This is a genomic window from Pseudomonas fluorescens (genome assembly GCF_018614775.1).
In the GTDB taxonomy this organism is placed as follows: Bacteria; Pseudomonadota; Gammaproteobacteria; order Pseudomonadales; family Pseudomonadaceae; genus Aquipseudomonas; species Aquipseudomonas fluorescens_BY.
In genome coordinates, this window is sequence record NZ_JAGGOF010000071.1 from 16,915 (window position 1) to 33,706 (window position 16,792).

Sequence of the window (16,792 nt, forward strand, 5' to 3'; positions counted from 1 at the left end):
AAGGCTCTTCATTAGCGATTGGCGCTGGTTGCGACAAGGGCACGGGCGGCGGCGATATCTGCATGGATCGCCGTCTTGAGCGCCTCCAGAGAGGCAAAACGCTGCTCTTCACGCAGCTTCTGGTGGAAAACCACCGTCAAACGCCGGTCATACAGATCGCCGGCAAAATCCAGAACATGTACTTCGAGGTGGGCCTTGCCATCTCCTTGGACCGTAGGCCGCACGCCAATATTGGCGACACCGGGCCAGGTCTTGCCGTCGATCTCGACACTGACCAGGAACACCCCGGTCAGCGGCACGCGACGACGCTTGAGTTGCACGTTGGCGGTCGGCGTGCCCAATTGGCGCGCCAGTTTCTGCCCGTGCAGGATCCGCCCGGCAATCCGGTACGGGCGGCCGAGCAAGCGCTCGGCCAGTTCGAAGTCGGCGGCGGCCAGGGCATTGCGGACCTGGGTGCTGCTGACGCGCAAACCGTCCATCTCGACGGTCTGCGCCGCTTCGACGGTAAAGCCATGGGCCAGCCCGGACTGTTGCAGGTAATCGAAATCCCCTGAACGGTCGCAACCGAAGCGGAAATCATCGCCCACTTCCAGGTGCTTCACGTCGAGACCGTCCACCAGGATGGTCTCGACGAATTCGGCGGCGCTGAGTTTGCTCAGGCGCTGGTTGAAGGCCAGGCACAAGACCCGGTCGACGCCTTCGCTGGCGAGCAGTTGCAGCTTGTCCCGCAGCCGGGCCAGACGGGCCGGCGCGGTGTCCGGGGCAAAAAACTCCCGCGGCTGCGGCTCGAAGATGACCACGCAACTGGGCACGCCCAATTCCAGCGCACGCTCACGCAGCCGCGCCAGGATAGCCTGGTGGCCACGGTGGACACCGTCAAAGTTGCCAATAGTGGCGACACAGCCCCGATGCTGGGGGCGCAGGTTGTGGAGGCCTCGAACCAGCTGCATAACGCGCTTCTTGCTCATAAAGTGGCCGATTATAACCACACCCGGCGGCCGACGACAGGCAACACCGTAACCCAAAGTGCCCGAACCGACAAAACCACTGTCCGGCCCGGGATTATCGCGAGCCCGCGCTCAGCCCAAGGCCTTGCGGTTGAAGTCGCGCAGACGGAACCCCATCAGCAGCAGCATGCCGAAATATGCCACCACGCCCGCAACGACCAGCACGCCCAGGCGCAGGAATCGCTCGAGCATCTGCCCTTCGTCCCACGCCGGCATAAAGTGCATCGCCCCCAGCAGGACCGCCGACATCACCGCCACGGCGACCAGCAATTTGAGGCCGAACAGCCCCCAGCCCGGCTGCGGTTGATACATGTTCTGCTTGCGCAGTTGGTAAAACAGCAGCCCGGCATTGAGGCAGGCGCCAGCACTGATGGCCAGGGCCAGGCCAGCGTGGGCCAGCGGACCGATCAGCAGCAGGTTGAACATCTGGGTCATCACCAAGGTGAAAATGGCGATTTTTACCGGCGTGCGGATGTTCTGCTGGGCGTAGAACCCCGGCGCCAGCACCTTGATCACGATGATCCCGAGCAAGCCCACTGAATAGGCGATCAGCGCCCGCTGGGTCATCGCCGCATCGAGGGCGTTGAACTGGCCATACTGGAACAGCGAGACGGTCAGCGGTTCAGCCAGGATCCCCAGCGCCAAAGCACAGGGCAACACCAGCACAAAGCACAGGCGCAGGCCCCAATCGAGAATGCGCGAGTATTCGTGGCGGTCCTGGCTGGCGTAGGTCTTGGCCAGGGTCGGCAACAGGATCGTGCCCAGGGCCACGCCCAGCACACCCGACGGCAATTCCATCAGACGGTCGGCGTAGTACATCCATGACACTGAGCCGGCCACGAGGAATGAGGCAAAAATAGTGTTGATGATCAGGGAAATCTGGCTGACCGATACCCCGAGGATCGCCGGCAGCATCTGCTTCATCACCCGCCATACGCCGCTGTCACGCAGGTTCAGTCGCGGCAGCACGAGCATGCCGATTTTTTTCAGGTGCGGCAGTTGATAGAGCAGTTGCGCCAGGCCACCGACCAGCACCGCCCACCCGAGGGCCATCACCGGCGGATTGAAGTACGGCGTCAGGAACAGCGCGAACACGATCATGCTGACATTGAGCAAGGTCGGCACGAAGGCCGGCACGGAAAAGCGGTTCCAGGTATTGAGGATCGCGCCGGCCAGGGACGACAGGGAGATCAGCAATATATAAGGAAAGGTCACCCGCAACAGGTCGGAGGTGAGCTGGAATTTTTCCGGGGTATCGGTAAAGCCCGGCGCCGTGGCCCAGATCACCCATGGCGCAGCGAGCATGCCGGCAGCCGTGACCAGCGCCAATACAAGCGTCAGCAGTCCGGTGACGTAGGCAATGAATGTGCGGGTCGCCTCGTCGCCCTTCTGGCTTTTATATTCCGCCAGGATCGGCACGAAAGCCTGGGAAAACGCCCCCTCGGCGAAAATCCGCCGCAGCAGGTTGGGCAGTTTGAAGGCAATGAAGAAGGCGTCGGTGGCCATCCCGGCGCCGAATATCCGCGCGATCAACGTGTCGCGAACGAACCCCAGGACACGGGAAAGCATCGTGATAGAGCTGACGGCAGCCAACGATTTGAGCAGATTCATGAAAAGAGTTTTTGCCTGTCGATAAACAGCAGGCGAACAACGCGCCCACTTGTGCGATACTCCGCGCCGCTAAACAGCACAGCGCCAAAGCCCGCGAGTTTACAGGTCGCACGCCGGAAAGAAATCCTTCGGTGCGCAGGACCTGCCATTCAGCGGAACGCGTCACCCGCCCTTGACAAGACTTCAACTCATCGGCATGATTCGCGGCCTATTTTGTTTGCTATTTCCCAAAAAGTCTTTCGAGGAGCTCGACGGTGGCCAACACACCTTCCGCCAAAAAACGTGCAAAACAGGCTGAGAAGCGTCGCAGCCACAACGCCAGCCTGCGTTCCATGGTCCGTACCTACATCAAGAACGTAGTCAAGGCCATCGACGCAAAAGACGCTGAAAAAGCTCAAGCTGCTTACGTTCTGGCTGTGCCTGTTATCGACCGTATGGCCGATAAAGGCATCATCCACAAGAACAAGGCTGCTCGCCATAAGAGCCGCCTGAATGGCCACGTAAAGGCCCTGAACGTTGCCGCTGCTGCCTAAGCGACGCGCTCATTAAAAAACCGACCTCAGGGTCGGTTTTTTATTGCTTGTGATTTCGCAAGCACACCACAAAGATAAATGTGGGAGCGAGCCTGCTCGCGATAACGGAGTGTCAGACGACTTGCCGTGACTGTCACACCGCTATCGCGAGCAGGCTCGCTCCCACAGGGAGGGTTATGCGTTGATTATTGAGCGCGAGCCCAGGGCAGGATCGGAATCGCCGTCACCGCATTCTGCGGGCTGCCTTCGATCACGCGGTCGCTGTAGACCAGGTACACCAGGGTATTGCGCTTCTTGTCGAGGAAACGCACCACCTGCATGGTCTTGAACACCAACGACGTACGCTCCCGGAACACCTCTTCGCCATCCTTGAGCTCACCCTTGAAGCTGATCGGCCCCACCTGGCGACAGGCAATGGAGGCCTCGGCGCGGTCTTCAGCCAGGCCCAGGCCACCTTTCACGCCACCGGTCTTGGCTCGCGACAGGTAACAGGTCACACCGTCAACCTTGGGGTCGTCGAACGCTTCGACCACGATCCGGTCGTTCGGCCCGACAAACTTGAACACCGTCGACACCTGGCCAATCTCCTCGGCCGACGCCAACAGCGGCACCGCCAACAGCAAGCCAATCAATCCTTTTGCCAAACCCATGATTTTTCCTTAGACGAGAATCAGGTTGTCGCGGTGAACCAGCTCAGGTTCCGCCATGTAACCCAGCAGACCGACAATTGCATCAGACGACTGGCCGATGATTTTCTGTGCTTCCAGGGCGCTGTAATTCGCCAGGCCTCGGGCGATCTCACGGCCGTCCGGCGCGACGCACACCACCATTTCGCCACGACGAAAACTGCCCTGGACCAATTTCACACCCACTGGCAGCAGGCTTTTGTTGCCCTGGGACAGGGCCGAGACAGCCCCCGCATCCAACACCAGCGTGCCCCGGGTTTGCAGGTGCCCGGCCAACCATTGCTTGCGCGCCGCCAACATGCCGCGCTCAGGGGACAGCAAGGTGCCAATGCGCTCACCCGCTTTCAGACGGTCCAGCACCCGCTCCAACCGCCCACCGACGATGATCGTATGAGCCCCGGAGCGCGCCGCCAGACGCGCGGCACGCAGCTTGGTCTGCATACCGCCGCGACCCAGCGCACCGCCGGTGCCGCCCGCCACGGCGTCCAGCGCCGGGTCATCAGCGCGCGCTTCGTAAATCAGATTGGCATCGGGGTTGTTGCGCGGATCGGCGTCGAACATGCCGTCGCGATCAGTGAGAATCACCAGCAGGTCCGCTTCCACCAGGTTTGCCACCAGCGCGGCCAGGGTGTCGTTGTCACCAAAACGGATCTCGTCGGTGACCACCGTGTCGTTCTCGTTGATAACCGGGATGACTTTCAGCTCCACCAGCGCCCGCAGGGTGCTGCGGGCGTTGAGGTAGCGCTTGCGGTCGGACAGGTCGTCGTGGGTCAGCAGGATTTGCGCCGTGTGGCGACCGTGTTCGGCAAAGCTCGATTCCCAGGCTTGCACCAGGCCCATCTGGCCAATGGCAGCAGCCGCCTGCAATTCGTGCATCGCGCTGGGTCGCGACGTCCAGCCCAGGCGGCTCATACCGGCCGCCACGGCACCCGAAGAGACCAATACCAGCTCGACGCCAGCCTCATGCAGGGCCACCATCTGCTCGACCCACACCGCCATGGCCTGGCGATCCAGACCCTTGCCATCCGCCGTCAGCAGTGCGCTGCCGATCTTCACGACCCAGCGCTGCGCACCCGTCACCTTGCTCCGCATCATCTTCAACCTTTGCCAGCGAACGGCGCGACCCAGCGCCGCCCATGGGATTATTCGTATTTGCGTTCTGCAGATACCAAAACGCCGCTCGAATGAGCGGCGCCTTGGAAACCGGCTGGTTGCGATGATAACACCGCGCCCCGGCAGATGAACCGGGCAAGCCCGATGCCACCCAGCTAAAGATCACGACAACCCCCCTGTGGGAGCGAGCCTGCTCGCGATTGCGGTGGGCCAGTCACTACAAATACAACCGACATGACGCCATCGCGAGCAGGCTCGCTCCCACAGGTTTTGACTTCAACCAGTACAGATCAGTCACGCACGTAGATGATTTCCGGACCGTCTTCGTCATCCACGTCTTCTTCATCCCAATCGTCATCACCGATGTCATGGACCGACTTCACGCCGCTGCGGCGCAGGGCACGCTGGTCATCCAGGGCCTGCAACTGGGCACGGGCTTCGTCTTCGATGCGCTGGTCGAGCTCGGCCAGCTCTTCCTTGTAGGCCGGGTCGTTGGCCAGGCGATCGGCGCGATCTTCCAGATAACGCATGATGTCGTGGCACAGGCGCTCGGTGCCTTCTTTGGCAATGGCCGAGATCACGTAGATCGGACCTTCCCACTCCAGGCGATCGACGATTTCCTTGACCCGCTCCTCGTGCTCTTCTTCGAGGATCTGGTCGCACTTGTTCAGCACCAGCCAACGATCACGCTCGGCCAGGGCCGGGCTGAACTTGGTCAGCTCGCTGACGATGACTTCGGCAGCATCGGCGGCACTGGTTTCATCCAGCGGCGCCATGTCCACGAGGTGCAGCAACAGACGGGTGCGGGACAAGTGCTTGAGGAAGCGAATGCCCAGACCGGCACCATCGGAAGCGCCTTCGATCAGCCCCGGGATGTCGGCGATCACGAAGCTCTTCCAGCGATCGACGCTGACCACGCCCAGGTTAGGCACCAGGGTAGTGAACGGGTAATCGGCGACTTTCGGCTTGGCCGCCGACACCGAGCGAATGAAGGTACTTTTACCAGCGTTTGGCAGGCCCAGCAGACCCACGTCGGCCAACACCTTCATTTCCAGCTTCAGGTCACGCTGCTCGCCGGGTTTGCCTGGCGTAGTCTGGCGCGGCGCGCGGTTGGTACTGGATTTGAAACGGGTGTTGCCCAGGCCGTGCCAGCCGCCATGCGCCACCAGCAGGCGCTGGCCGGCCTTGGTCAGGTCGCCGATCACTTCCTGGGTCGCGGAGTCGATCACCGTGGTGCCGACCGGCACCCGCAGGATCAGGTCTTCGCCTTTCTTGCCGGTGCAATCGGTGCTGCCGCCGTTGGAGCCACGCTCGGCATCGAAGTGCCGGGTGTAACGGTAGTCCACCAGGGTGTTGAGGTTCTCGTCGGCGAGCATGTAGATCGAGCCGCCGTCACCACCATCACCCCCGTTCGGACCACCGTTTTCAATGAATTTTTCCCGACGGAAACTCATGCAACCATTGCCGCCGTCGCCGGCCTTTACTCGAATCGATACTTCATCAACAAACTTCATGACACACGCCTCTCGCCATACGGACGAGCCGAAAAAAACAAGACATAAGACTCTTGCAAAAATGAACGCAGCGGCCAGTTCAAGCGCCCGGTTGCAGCGCCGGCAGCCCATACAAACAGCTTTGCAAGAGACTCACCCCACAAACGAAAAAGCCCCGTCGCAAGACAGGGCTTCTCCAGCGGTCTCGCAATTAAGCTGCGATAACGCTTACGTAACGACGACCGAAGGCGCCTTTTACTTCGAACTTGATCACGCCTTCGACTTTAGCGAAGAGGGTGTGATCCTTACCCATGCCCACGCCGTAGCCAGCGTGGAATTGGGTGCCGCGCTGACGCACGATGATGTTGCCTGCTTTGATAGCCTGGCCGCCATACATCTTCACGCCAAGGCGTTTGGCTTCTGAGTCGCGACCGTTACGGGTACTACCACCAGCTTTTTTGTGTGCCATGAGTTCAATTCTCCTAGTGAGGAATTAGGCTGAAATTAAGCCTGAATACCGGTGATTTTGATCTCGGTGTACCACTGGCGGTGGCCCATACGCTTCATGTGGTGCTTACGACGACGGAACTTGATGATGCGGACTTTATCGTGACGACCTTGGGAGATCACTTCAGCCACAACGGTAGCGCCAGCAACAACTGGAGCACCGATATTCACGTCATCGCCATTGGCGACCAACAGAACGCGATCAAAAGTCACGGATTCGCCGGTAGCGATTTCCAGTTTTTCGATCTTCAGGTATTCACCTGGGGCGACCTTGTATTGCTTGCCACCAGTAACGATTACTGCGTACGACATGGTATTTCTCCGATAATCCTGCTCACCCAGCGCTTTATAAGAAGAGGTATTGGCTGGCATGGCTGCATGGGCTGGAAGGCCCGTATGCAATTGCGTAAGGCAGGTGCTGCCCAGGAAGTTCAGGGTGCGCGATTGTACGCAAGCTGATCGAGCCTTGCAAGTGGCCGTCCGACCTGCCCAAGCGTGCGCCTTGACAGGCCTGGGTGGGGGTCCTAGCATGCCGCGCAACCCTTCTGGAGCACCTGTCGCTGATGCAACCCCAAGCTTTCTACCGCGCGGTGGCGGACGATTTTAGCGCCGTCGACGGCATCATCAAGAAGCAGCTGACTTCCCGAGTGCCTCTGGTATCGAAAATCGGCGACTACATTACGTCGGCCGGTGGCAAGCGCCTGCGTCCTTTATTGGTGCTGCTGTGTGGCAAGGCCCTGGGACGCGAAGGCGACGACATGCGCCTGTTGGCCGCCACCATCGAATTCCTGCACACCGCCACCCTGCTGCATGACGACGTGGTCGACATGTCCGGCATGCGCCGCGGCCGCTCCACCGCCAACGCCATGTGGGGCAACGCCCCCAGCGTGCTGGTGGGCGACTTCCTCTATTCGCGATCCTTCGAAATGATGGTCGAACTGGGCTCCATGCCGGTGATGAAGATCCTGTCCCAGGCCACCCGCATCATTGCCGAAGGTGAAGTGCTGCAGCTGTCCAAGGTGCGCGACGCCAGCACCACGGAAGAGACCTACATGGAAGTCATCCGCGGCAAGACCGCGATGCTCTTCGAAGCCTCGACCCACAGTGCCGCCGCCCTGGCCGGTGCCAGCGCCGAGCAGAGCGAAGCGCTGCGCACCTTCGGTGACCACCTGGGCGTGGCCTTCCAGTTGGTGGACGACCTGCTGGACTACAAGGGCGACGCCGAGACCCTGGGCAAGAACGTCGGTGACGACCTCGCCGAAGGCAAGCCGACCCTGCCGTTGATCTACACCATGCGCGAAGGCACGCCCGAGCAGGCGGCGCTGGTACGCCAGGCGATCCAGAAAGGCGGCATCGAAGACCTGGAAAGCATTCGTGCAGCAGTTGAAGCCTCCGGCTCGCTGGACTACACCGCGAAACTGGCCCGGGACTACGTCGCCCGCGCGATCAAATGCCTCGACGCCCTGCCCGCCAGCGAATACCGCGATGCGCTGGTGGAGTTGAGTGAGTTTGCGGTAGCCCGTACTCACTGATACCCACGGTTTTTTTTGTGGGAGCAAGCCTTGCTCCCACATACCCCCTCGCAACAATGCAGCGTCACCCGCCTCGCTGTAAAACCCTATACAATGTGCGCCCTTTGCCTCCTGACACCCAAGGAACCCTAGTGAGCACGTTGCCTCCCTGCCCGAAATGCAATTCCGAATACAGCTACGAAGACGGCACTCAACTGGTCTGCCCGGAGTGTGCCCACGAATGGTCCGCCAGCGGCGACATCGAGACGGCGTCCGACGACACCGTGAAGAAGGATTCGGTCGGCAATGTGCTGCAGGACGGCGACACCATCACCGTGATCAAGGACCTCAAGGTCAAGGGCACGTCGCTGGTGGTCAAGGTGGGCACCAAGGTCAAGAACATCCGCCTGTGCGAGGGCGACCACGACATCGATTGCAAGATCGACGGCATCGGCCCGATGAAGCTCAAATCCGAGTTCGTCAGAAAAGTCTGATTCTTCCGTACGCCATCCTGCGCCCCGCGTCGGATGGTGCGTCGCCCTCCCCGATCCCGCTCCGCTTTTCCCAACGCTAGCCAAGCGCCAGAGCTGTCGCCACCCCTCGTCAGAAAAGAAACCGGAAGACCAATAGAGACTTGCTATTTCGCGAATAAGAATTATTCTCATAAAACCCATCAAGGAGATGAGAACCATGACTTATTTGATCGATGCCTGGCTGGACCGCCCACATCCCTACCTCCGGATCCTGCATCGGGAAACCGGGGAAGTCTTCGCAGTGCTTGGGGAGGAAGCCTTGAACGAGCTGCAGGATCAGGGCGACCTGGACCTCAACAGCCTCAATTCCAGCGAGCCGCTGGTACTCAAGGAATTGGTGCGCAATCTGTTTCTGTTCTGCTACGCCAGGGCGTTGCGCCCGAGTGGCGATTTCAATGGCAGGTTCCACGGATGAGCATGAGGACAATGTGGGAGCGGGCTTGCTCGCGAAAGCGGTGTGTCAGCCACAATATTGTTAACTGATGTACCGTCTTCGCGAGCAAGCCCGCTCCCACATTTTTGCCCAGTGCTAAACCAGACCGGGTCTTACAGCACGTCCAGCAACTCGACGTCAAACACCAGTACGCTGTGCGGCGGAATGCTGCCAACGCCTTGAGCGCCGTAAGCCAGTTCGCTCGGCACATACAGGCGCCATTTGCTGCCGGCGTTCATCAATTGCAGCGCTTCGGTCCAGCCTGGGATCACGCCGCCAACCGGGAATTCGGCAGGCTGGCCACGATCGTAGGAGCTGTCGAACACAGTGCCATCGATCAGGGTGCCGTGGTAATGGGTACGCACCTGATCTTCACGGGTCGGCTTGGCGCCTTCGCCCTGGGTCAGCACTTCGAATTGCAAGCCCGAAGCCAGGGTGGTGATGCCTTCGCGCTTGGCGTTTTCCGCCAGGAATGCCCGACCTTCGCCAGCAGCGGCCTCAGCCTTGGCAGCCGCTTCGGCTTGCATGATTTCGCGGATGACCTTGAAGCTGGCGGACATCTCGTCCTGGCCCACACGGCTCGACTTGCCGGCGAAGGCGTCGGTCAGGCCGGCGAGGATCGCGTCGAGGCTGACACCCGGTGGCGGATTGTCGCGCAGTTGGTCGCCCAACTGACGGCCAATGCCGTAGCTGACGCGGGTTTCGTCGGTGGACAGGTTAATGTCGGACATGGTGCTGCTCCGCTGTGCGGACGGCTCGGGATTTGCCATGGATGACACGGCGCTTCCCGGAGCGCCCGGAACCAAAAGGGCGAGCAGACTAGCACAGATGCCAGGGCGGATGACCAGCGCCGACGCCAAAGCACCTCGCCGGAAACGACAACGCCCGCCTGCTTCTCAACAGGCGGGCGTTGCGCCAGCGCGAGGAACGAGCCTCAGTGCTTGGTCAGTTTATCCAGGTAACCCATGGCAAACGCCGAGACCACGAAGGTCATGTGGATGATCACATACCACATCAGGTGCTCGGGATCGACGTTCTTGGCGTCCATGAAAATACGCAGCAGGTGGATCGAGGAAATGGCCACGATCGAGGCGGCCACTTTCATCTTCAGCGAGGAAGAGTCCATCGTGCCCAGCCAGTTGAGCTTTTCCTTGTCGTCATCGATGTCCAATTGGGAGACGAAGTTCTCGTACCCGGAAATCATCACCATTACCAGCAGACCGCCCACCAGGGCCATGTCGATCAGCGACAGCAGCACCAGGATCAGGTCGGATTCGGCCATGGAAAACACGTTGGGAATGATGTGAAAGACTTCCTGGAAGAATTTCAGCGACAGCGCCAGCAAACCCAGGGACAGCCCGAAGTAGATCGGCGCCAGCAGCCAACGGGAGGCGTACATTGCATTTTCGATAAAGCGTTCCATTGAGTCTCACACCAGGGCTGAAAAATCGCGGCGAGTATATCAGCCACGAGCAGCCCCACAAACGCAAGGTCCATCCCTGTAGAGGTGGCTGCTCAATCCGGGCGGTAATGACCCTCAATGCAATGGACGAAACTCGAAGCCACCCACGTTGCGACACCGGCCGCCATTGATTTCACGCAGCTGGGCCTGCATGTGCAGGCACCAGATTTGCGGATCATTGGCCAGCTCATAGCCGTGCAGCGTGAGGCTCTGGACGATGGTGTCGAGGATGGATTCGGCGGCGTTCGGACCGGCAAACGGGCCCTGGGCCTTGATGGCGGAAGGTTGTTCACCGGCCATTCCGGCGGCGAAGAGCAAGGTCCACATACCGGTATCTCCCGCCAGCGGGCGGATGGCGCATTCGATACGGGTGACAAGGCCCAGGCATTGGCGAGTGAGGCAAAGGTTGCGCGACATGGCGGCGCCCCTCGGTAGATCCGGTATTCAGCCTCGGGATGGGGCTGTTTCGATCCGATGATGGCTCTCGTTATCCTTGAGCTGAGGATAGAAGAAAAGTTCCGGGCACAAGGGATTTTGAGACCAGAATGCGCCGAGCGGTCACAGTGTGAATATTGGCGCCAAGGTCGTGGCATCCTGTACAACAAATCACCGCAAAACCTATTGTGGGAGCGGGCTTGCTCGCGAAGGCGGGCGGCCAGTCGACATTGTCGTTAGCTGACAAACCGCATTCGCGAGCAAGCCCGCTCCCACAGAGAGGGTTGCCGACTGGTTCAGGCCGGCTTGGCCTCCGCCAAGGCCTGCTGCGCCAGTTCTTTTTCCGCTTCCTTGAGGTCGTCTTCGCTGATCATCTCCGCGATGACCCGCAGACGCTCGACCACCCGGGCGTTGACGCTGCCCTCCGGGAACTCACCGTTTTCATCCGGCTCGCCAGCAGGCTCGCCCACCAGCAGGCTCAAGGCTTCGTCGGCTTGGCGCACCGCGTAGACGTGGAACTGCCCGGCGCGCACCGCGGCCAGCACTTTCTCGTCGAGCATCAGCGTCGCGACGTTGGCCTGGGGAATGATCGCCCCCTGCTCGCCGGTCAGCCCACGAGCCTCGCAGAGGCGGAAGAAGCCTTCGATCTTCTCGTTGACCCCGCCCACCGCTTGCACTTCACCGAACTGGTTGATCGAACCGGTGATGGCGAAGCACTGCTTCAACGGCGTCTTCGACAGTGCCGAAATCAGCGTACAGGCCTCGCCCAGGGACGCGCTGTCGCCGTCGACATAACCGTAGGATTGCTCCAGGGCGATGCTGGCCGAGATCGCCAACGGGAACTCCTGGGCATACCGGCTGCCCAGGTAACCGGTGAGGATCATCACGCCCTTGGAGTGAATCGGCTGGCCAAGGTTGACCTCCCGCTCGATGTCGACGATGCCGCTGCCGCCCGGGTACACCGTGGCGGAAATCCGCGCCGGCACGCCAAACGCCGAGTCGCCGACTTCCAGCACCGTCAGCCCGTTGCACTTGCCCACCGCCGCGCCGTCGGTGTCGATCAGGATGATCCCCGCCAGCATGTCGTCGAGGATTCGCGCCGAGACTCGCCCGGTGCGGGTGGCCTTGGCCTTGAGCGCGCGTTCGATGTGGCCGGCATCGGTCATCTCGTCACCGGCCAGTTGGCGAATGAAATCCGCTTCGCTGACCAGCTGGAACAGGTCGCCGATACGCGCCGACAAACGCCCCTGATGCTCAGCCAGTCGTGCGCTGTAGGTCGCCAGGCGTGCCACCGCATCAGCGGTCAGCGGCGCCATGCCCTCCTCCGAGGTGCGGGTCTTGAGCAACTGGGCGAACTGCTCCAGGCTTTCGTCGCCCATCGGGATGTCTTCATCGAAGTCCACCAGCACGCGAAACATTTCCTGGAAGTCCGAGTCCAGGTCCTGCAAGGCGTAGTAGAGCTGGCGGGCGCCGATGATCACGACCTTGACCTGCAACGGGATGTGTTGCGGAGTCAGGGTCACGGTGGCTAGCCGCCCCAGTTCACCCAGGGGCGATTCCATTTTCAGCTTGCGCGATTGCAGAGCGCGCTTGAGCGCATCCCACACGAACGGCTCGCCGAGCATTTTTTCCGCTTCGAGAATCAGGAAGCCGCCGTTGGCCCGATGCAAGGCACCCGGACGCAGCTGCCGATAGGTGGTGTAGAGCGCACCCTGGTCGGTGCTGTACTCAATGCGACCGAACAGGTTGTCGTAGGTGGGATGCGGTTCGAACACCACCGGCGCACCGCCGCTGGATGGATGCCCGACCACCAGGCTCGGGGCGTATTGCTCCTCGAGCAGTTTGCGGGCGACGGCGTCGGTCTTGCTATCGTCCACCAGTTGCTCGACCACCGTGCGGAGCAGGTTGACCTGCATGGCCTGCAAATAGCCGCAGACGGCCGCGTTCTCGGCGTACTTCTCCGACAATGGCGCCAGCAGGGGTTGCAGGGCCAACGTAATGGTTTCTTCGTTGAGCTGGCGCAACTGGTTGTTCGACTCACGCTTCCACTGCGGCAGGCTGGCGAGTTCTTCGTTCAGACGCTCTTCCAGGCCCGAGATGTCCTCGTGGAAACGCTCACGCTCGGCTTCCGGCAACTGGGCGAATTCCGCTTCATCGAGGGCCTTGCCTTCGCTCATCGGCGTGAAAGCGATGTTGCTGCTGTCACGGTACAGCGCGACATCCTTCTCCAGCGCCAGGCGCTCGATCACATCGAGGGCGCGGTCGTAGCGCTGGTTGAAGGCGCGGTCGATGGCGCTTTTCTTCTGCTGGTAGGAAGGGTGTTCGAACACCGCAGGAAAGGTCGCCAGCAGGTTGTCGATCAGGCCATTGATGTCGGCGATAAAGGCGCCGGCCGTGCCGGATGGCAGCTCCAGGGCGCGGGGTTCGCGGGGCTCGTCGAAATTGTTGACGTAGACCCAGTCCGCCGGGGTCTGCAGGCGCTTGCCTTCGGCCTTGAGGTAGCGTTTGACGAACGAAAACCGACCGGTACCGGGCTCGCCCATGACGAATACGTTGTAACCGGGGCGCGGCATGGCCACGCCGAACTGCAAGGCTTCGACCGCACGTTCCTGGCCGAGCACACCGCGGAAGGGCTCCAGATCATTGGTGGTAGAGAAGCTGAACTGTTCAGCGGAAAACGGACGGGTCAGCGCTTCGGGCGCTAGACGCAAGCTGGCAGCAACAGGATCAGGCATCGGGCTTCCTTACATCAGGCGGGGCAGATAGCGGCATTCTGGCGCTGCCCGTACCTGACTGGCAAGGAGCGCCTCAGGCCAAAGCATAGTCGAGTGACATCCCCCGGGCCGGGCTCGGTAAATTCATGACTTAAAGATACTTTTTGCAAAATGTCACGGAACCCTAAGATCATGCCTAAACTCCAAATTGCGCGGCTGGAACAATAACCGGCCCACTGGCACGAGTGGTTGATGCCACGAAGACGCCAGACCCTGTCCATTGGTATGCACATAAAGAGAACATAGCTATGAAACGGATTCTTCTCGGTACTCTCTTCACCGCTGTATCCATCAACGCCATGGCTCAGGCGCCAGGCGGCCCGGATTGCGGTTGGGGCAACATGCTGTTCGAAGGTCAGCGTGGCACCCCGGCTCACTTCCTGGCGTCCACCACCAACGGCACTTCCGGTAACGCAACCTTCGGTATGACCTCCGGCACCAACGGCTGCTCGACCAACGCGGCACTGACCTACGGTGGCAAGTCCTGGCTGGCCATGAATGGCATGATGAACGAGCTGTCCGAAGACATGGCCAAGGGTCAAGGTGAGGCACTGACCACCTACGCCGTGGTACTGGGCGTGGCGCCGGAAGACCGCGCGCACTTCTCTGCCGTTACCCACGAGCACTTCCAGCAGATCTTCAGCAAGGCTGACGTGACCGCCGAAGACGTGCATACCAACACCCTGGCCGTGCTCAAGAGCGATCCTCGCCTGGCCAAGTACGCCACTCAAGCTTAAGCTGCACAGCACTCGCTCCCCTCGGGGAGCGGGTTTTCTTTTCGGGGCCCCGACGGTCTTTATTTTTCCGACTTTCCAAGTAGCCGACTATGCTCAAACGCCTTGCCTGGCTGGCGCTCTGTGTGTGCGCCCCGCTGTCCGCCGCGCCTCATGTCGACCCTCAACGTTTGCAGCAACTGGCCAATGACCGCTTCTGGATTTCCCTGGGCCACTACGAAACCGCCAAGCTCGGTGGCTGGCGCAGCTATGTCAGTGACAAAAAGTTCTTCCTCGCCCCCGACGGCAATGAACACCCCGACCGTGAACTGACCGCCACCCTGCAAGCCCTGTACGGCCCGGCCAATGCCGGCCAGCAACATGCCCAGTGCGTGTACCCGGCGCGAACGCGCTGGCTCAAGGCGCAGCTCAAGCTCACGGACCTGCCCGCCGTCGATTGCGGCGACTTCAACCAATGGTTCAAGGATGTCTCGCCCCACAGCGCGGTGATGATTTTCCCCGCGGCGTACCTGAACAGCCCCTCCTCGATGTTCGGCCATACGTTGTTGCGCATCGACCAGGCGGATGTGCAAAGCGACAAGACCGCGCTGCTCAGCTATGCGATCAACTTCGGCGCCTACATCGAAGGCTCGGACAACAGCATCCTCTACGCCTGGAAGGGCTTGATGGGTGGCTACCCCGGCCTGTTCGCCCTGGTGCCGTACCAGGAAAAACTCTCCGAGTACCGTAGCCTGGAGAACCGCGACCTGTGGGAATACCGCCTCAACCTGAGCCAGGCGGAAACCGAGCGCATGGTCGAGCATGTGTGGGAGCTCAAGCAGATCCAGTTCGACTATTTCTTCTTCGACGAAAACTGTTCCTATCGCCTGCTCGAACTGTTGCAGGTGGCCCGTCCCAGCCTGCGCCTGACCGAACAATTCCCGCTGACCGCCATCCCCACCGACACCGTCAAGGCCGTGAAGGAAGCCGGCCTGGTGGAGAGCATCGAGTATCGACCGTCCCGGGAACGTGAACTGCTCAGCCGCGCCGAGCCGCTGAGCGATGACGAACAACAATGGGTGCTGAAAGTCAGTGCCGATCAGCAGCAACTGCAAACCGCCGAATTCAAGGCGCTGCCCCGCGCGCGCCAGGCCTTGATCATCGATGCGGCCTACCGGCTGGAGCGCTATCGCGCCAACGGCCAGGAGCGCGACCCGCAACGTGCTCAACGCAGCTTCGAACTGTTGCGGGCGATCAACCAGAACCCCGCGCCGGAACTCGACATCCCGCACCCGGGCTTGCCCGAGGATGGGCATGAATCGCGCACCTGGCAGGCCGGCCTCGGCACGCGGGGCGACCGGGCATTCGGCGAGTATGGCTTGCGCATGGCCTACCATGACCTCAACGACAACGCCGAGAGTTTCCCACTGGGCGCGCAGATTGAAATCCTGCAATTGAAGCTGCGTCAGTACGAAGGCAATGACTGGCAGGTGCAACAACTCGACCTGGCGACGATCCGCTCGCTGACCCCGCGCAACGAGCTGCTGCAGCCATTGTCCTGGCAGGTCACCGGCGGCCTGGAGCGGGTGCCGGGCAAATACGACGATGAAACGCTGGTCAGCCACATCAACGGCGGAGCCGGTGGAACGTGGGCGCTGGGCGACGATGTGCTGGGCTTTGCCCTGGGCACGGTGCGGGTCGAGCATAACAACGACTTCGCCGAATTCATCGCCCCGGCCGGCGGCTTCAACAGCGGTGTGCTGTGGAAAAACCCGCTGGGCAACCTGAGCCTGGAAGCCAAGGGCGACTATTTCGTCAACGGCGAAGTGCGCCGTAGCCTGAGTCTGAATCAGCAGTGGGAATTGTCCCGCAACCTCGGTGTGCGCCTGAGCGCCCAGCGCGAGTTCAGCCACCTTGCCTCACCGGAGAACGAGGTGATGCTTGAGGTGAAGTGGTATCACTATTGAACTGGGCGACGCCC

General features: G+C 61.0%; 17 protein-coding genes. 6 read left to right on the forward strand and 11 right to left on the reverse strand.

Going from position 1 to position 16,792, the window contains the following annotated elements; all coding sequences use genetic code 11:
• Nucleotides 1-11 precede the first annotated feature (11 nt).
• Both ribF and murJ read right to left on the reverse strand, forming a co-directional pair.
• Nucleotides 12-950: a bifunctional riboflavin kinase/FAD synthetase gene (ribF, locus tag J7E36_RS18285; RefSeq protein WP_215005780.1), complete on the reverse strand. Its 939-nt coding sequence runs from the start codon at nucleotides 948-950 to the stop codon at nucleotides 12-14.
• A 129-nt stretch (nucleotides 951-1,079) separates the two neighbouring features.
• Entirely contained in the window at nucleotides 1,080-2,618 is a 1,539-nt protein-coding gene (gene murJ, locus J7E36_RS18290; protein WP_215005783.1) for a murein biosynthesis integral membrane protein MurJ, read from the reverse strand.
• Between the two features lie 254 nt (nucleotides 2,619-2,872).
• On the opposite strand from murJ, the gene rpsT reads away from it, so the two are divergent.
• A complete protein-coding gene (rpsT, locus tag J7E36_RS18295; protein ID WP_003185593.1) occupies nucleotides 2,873-3,151 on the forward strand; it encodes a 30S ribosomal protein S20 in 279 nt (92 codons plus the stop codon).
• A gap of 185 nt (nucleotides 3,152-3,336) precedes the next feature.
• Here the strand turns inward: rpsT and J7E36_RS18300 are convergent, their stop codons facing one another.
• The 5 genes from J7E36_RS18300 to rplU form a co-directional block, all read right to left on the reverse strand.
• Complete coding sequence (locus tag J7E36_RS18300; RefSeq protein WP_030140286.1) at nucleotides 3,337-3,801, reverse strand: CreA family protein; 465 nt, start codon at nucleotides 3,799-3,801, stop codon at nucleotides 3,337-3,339.
• A gap of 9 nt (nucleotides 3,802-3,810) precedes the next feature.
• A complete protein-coding gene (gene proB, locus J7E36_RS18305) occupies nucleotides 3,811-4,929 on the reverse strand; it encodes a glutamate 5-kinase (protein ID WP_003185596.1) in 1,119 nt (372 codons plus the stop codon).
• A gap of 311 nt (nucleotides 4,930-5,240) precedes the next feature.
• Entirely contained in the window at nucleotides 5,241-6,464 is a 1,224-nt protein-coding gene (gene cgtA / locus J7E36_RS18310) for an Obg family GTPase CgtA (RefSeq protein ID WP_215005797.1), read from the reverse strand.
• 190 nt (nucleotides 6,465-6,654) lie between these two features.
• Nucleotides 6,655-6,912: a 50S ribosomal protein L27 gene (gene rpmA, locus J7E36_RS18315; RefSeq protein ID WP_003205738.1), complete on the reverse strand. Its 258-nt coding sequence runs from the start codon at nucleotides 6,910-6,912 to the stop codon at nucleotides 6,655-6,657.
• A 35-nt stretch (nucleotides 6,913-6,947) separates the two neighbouring features.
• Nucleotides 6,948-7,262: a 50S ribosomal protein L21 gene (gene rplU, locus J7E36_RS18320; protein WP_003176051.1), complete on the reverse strand. Its 315-nt coding sequence runs from the start codon at nucleotides 7,260-7,262 to the stop codon at nucleotides 6,948-6,950.
• A 251-nt stretch (nucleotides 7,263-7,513) separates the two neighbouring features.
• On the opposite strand from rplU, the gene J7E36_RS18325 reads away from it, so the two are divergent.
• The 3 genes from J7E36_RS18325 to J7E36_RS18335 all read left to right on the forward strand — a co-directional run bounded on the left by J7E36_RS18325 (nucleotide 7,514) and on the right by J7E36_RS18335 (nucleotide 9,409).
• The gene (locus J7E36_RS18325) at nucleotides 7,514-8,482 is read left to right on the forward strand and encodes a polyprenyl synthetase family protein (RefSeq protein WP_109756389.1); all 969 of its coding nucleotides are present in this window, start codon (nucleotides 7,514-7,516) and stop codon (nucleotides 8,480-8,482) included.
• A 131-nt stretch (nucleotides 8,483-8,613) separates the two neighbouring features.
• On the forward strand, nucleotides 8,614-8,955 hold the full coding sequence (locus J7E36_RS18330) for a zinc ribbon domain-containing protein YjdM (RefSeq protein WP_215005801.1): 342 nt from the start codon (nucleotides 8,614-8,616) through the stop codon (nucleotides 8,953-8,955).
• A 196-nt stretch (nucleotides 8,956-9,151) separates the two neighbouring features.
• Complete coding sequence (locus J7E36_RS18335; RefSeq protein WP_215005803.1) at nucleotides 9,152-9,409, forward strand: PA4570 family protein; 258 nt, start codon at nucleotides 9,152-9,154, stop codon at nucleotides 9,407-9,409.
• A gap of 131 nt (nucleotides 9,410-9,540) precedes the next feature.
• On the opposite strand, the gene J7E36_RS18340 is transcribed toward J7E36_RS18335, so the two are convergent.
• The 4 genes from J7E36_RS18340 to J7E36_RS18355 all read right to left on the reverse strand — a co-directional run bounded on the left by J7E36_RS18340 (nucleotide 9,541) and on the right by J7E36_RS18355 (nucleotide 14,059).
• Nucleotides 9,541-10,158 carry an FKBP-type peptidyl-prolyl cis-trans isomerase gene (locus J7E36_RS18340; RefSeq protein WP_215005805.1) on the reverse strand — a complete coding sequence of 206 codons (618 nt, stop codon included), beginning with the start codon at nucleotides 10,156-10,158 and terminating at the stop codon, nucleotides 9,541-9,543.
• Nucleotides 10,159-10,361: 203 nt separating this feature from the next.
• Complete coding sequence (locus tag J7E36_RS18345; protein WP_215005807.1) at nucleotides 10,362-10,850, reverse strand: TIGR00645 family protein; 489 nt, start codon at nucleotides 10,848-10,850, stop codon at nucleotides 10,362-10,364.
• Between the two features lie 114 nt (nucleotides 10,851-10,964).
• Complete coding sequence (locus J7E36_RS18350) at nucleotides 10,965-11,306, reverse strand: hypothetical protein (RefSeq protein ID WP_215005809.1); 342 nt, start codon at nucleotides 11,304-11,306, stop codon at nucleotides 10,965-10,967.
• A gap of 314 nt (nucleotides 11,307-11,620) precedes the next feature.
• Nucleotides 11,621-14,059: a Lon protease family protein gene (locus J7E36_RS18355; protein WP_215005811.1), complete on the reverse strand. Its 2,439-nt coding sequence runs from the start codon at nucleotides 14,057-14,059 to the stop codon at nucleotides 11,621-11,623.
• Between the two features lie 287 nt (nucleotides 14,060-14,346).
• Between J7E36_RS18355 and J7E36_RS18360 the strand changes: the two genes are divergently transcribed.
• Both J7E36_RS18360 and J7E36_RS18365 read left to right on the forward strand, forming a co-directional pair.
• Nucleotides 14,347-14,835 carry a DUF3015 domain-containing protein gene (locus tag J7E36_RS18360; protein ID WP_003185616.1) on the forward strand — a complete coding sequence of 163 codons (489 nt, stop codon included), beginning with the start codon at nucleotides 14,347-14,349 and terminating at the stop codon, nucleotides 14,833-14,835.
• A gap of 89 nt (nucleotides 14,836-14,924) precedes the next feature.
• Nucleotides 14,925-16,778: an Lnb N-terminal periplasmic domain-containing protein gene (locus J7E36_RS18365; RefSeq protein ID WP_215005813.1), complete on the forward strand. Its 1,854-nt coding sequence runs from the start codon at nucleotides 14,925-14,927 to the stop codon at nucleotides 16,776-16,778.
• Nucleotides 16,779-16,792 lie beyond the last annotated feature (14 nt).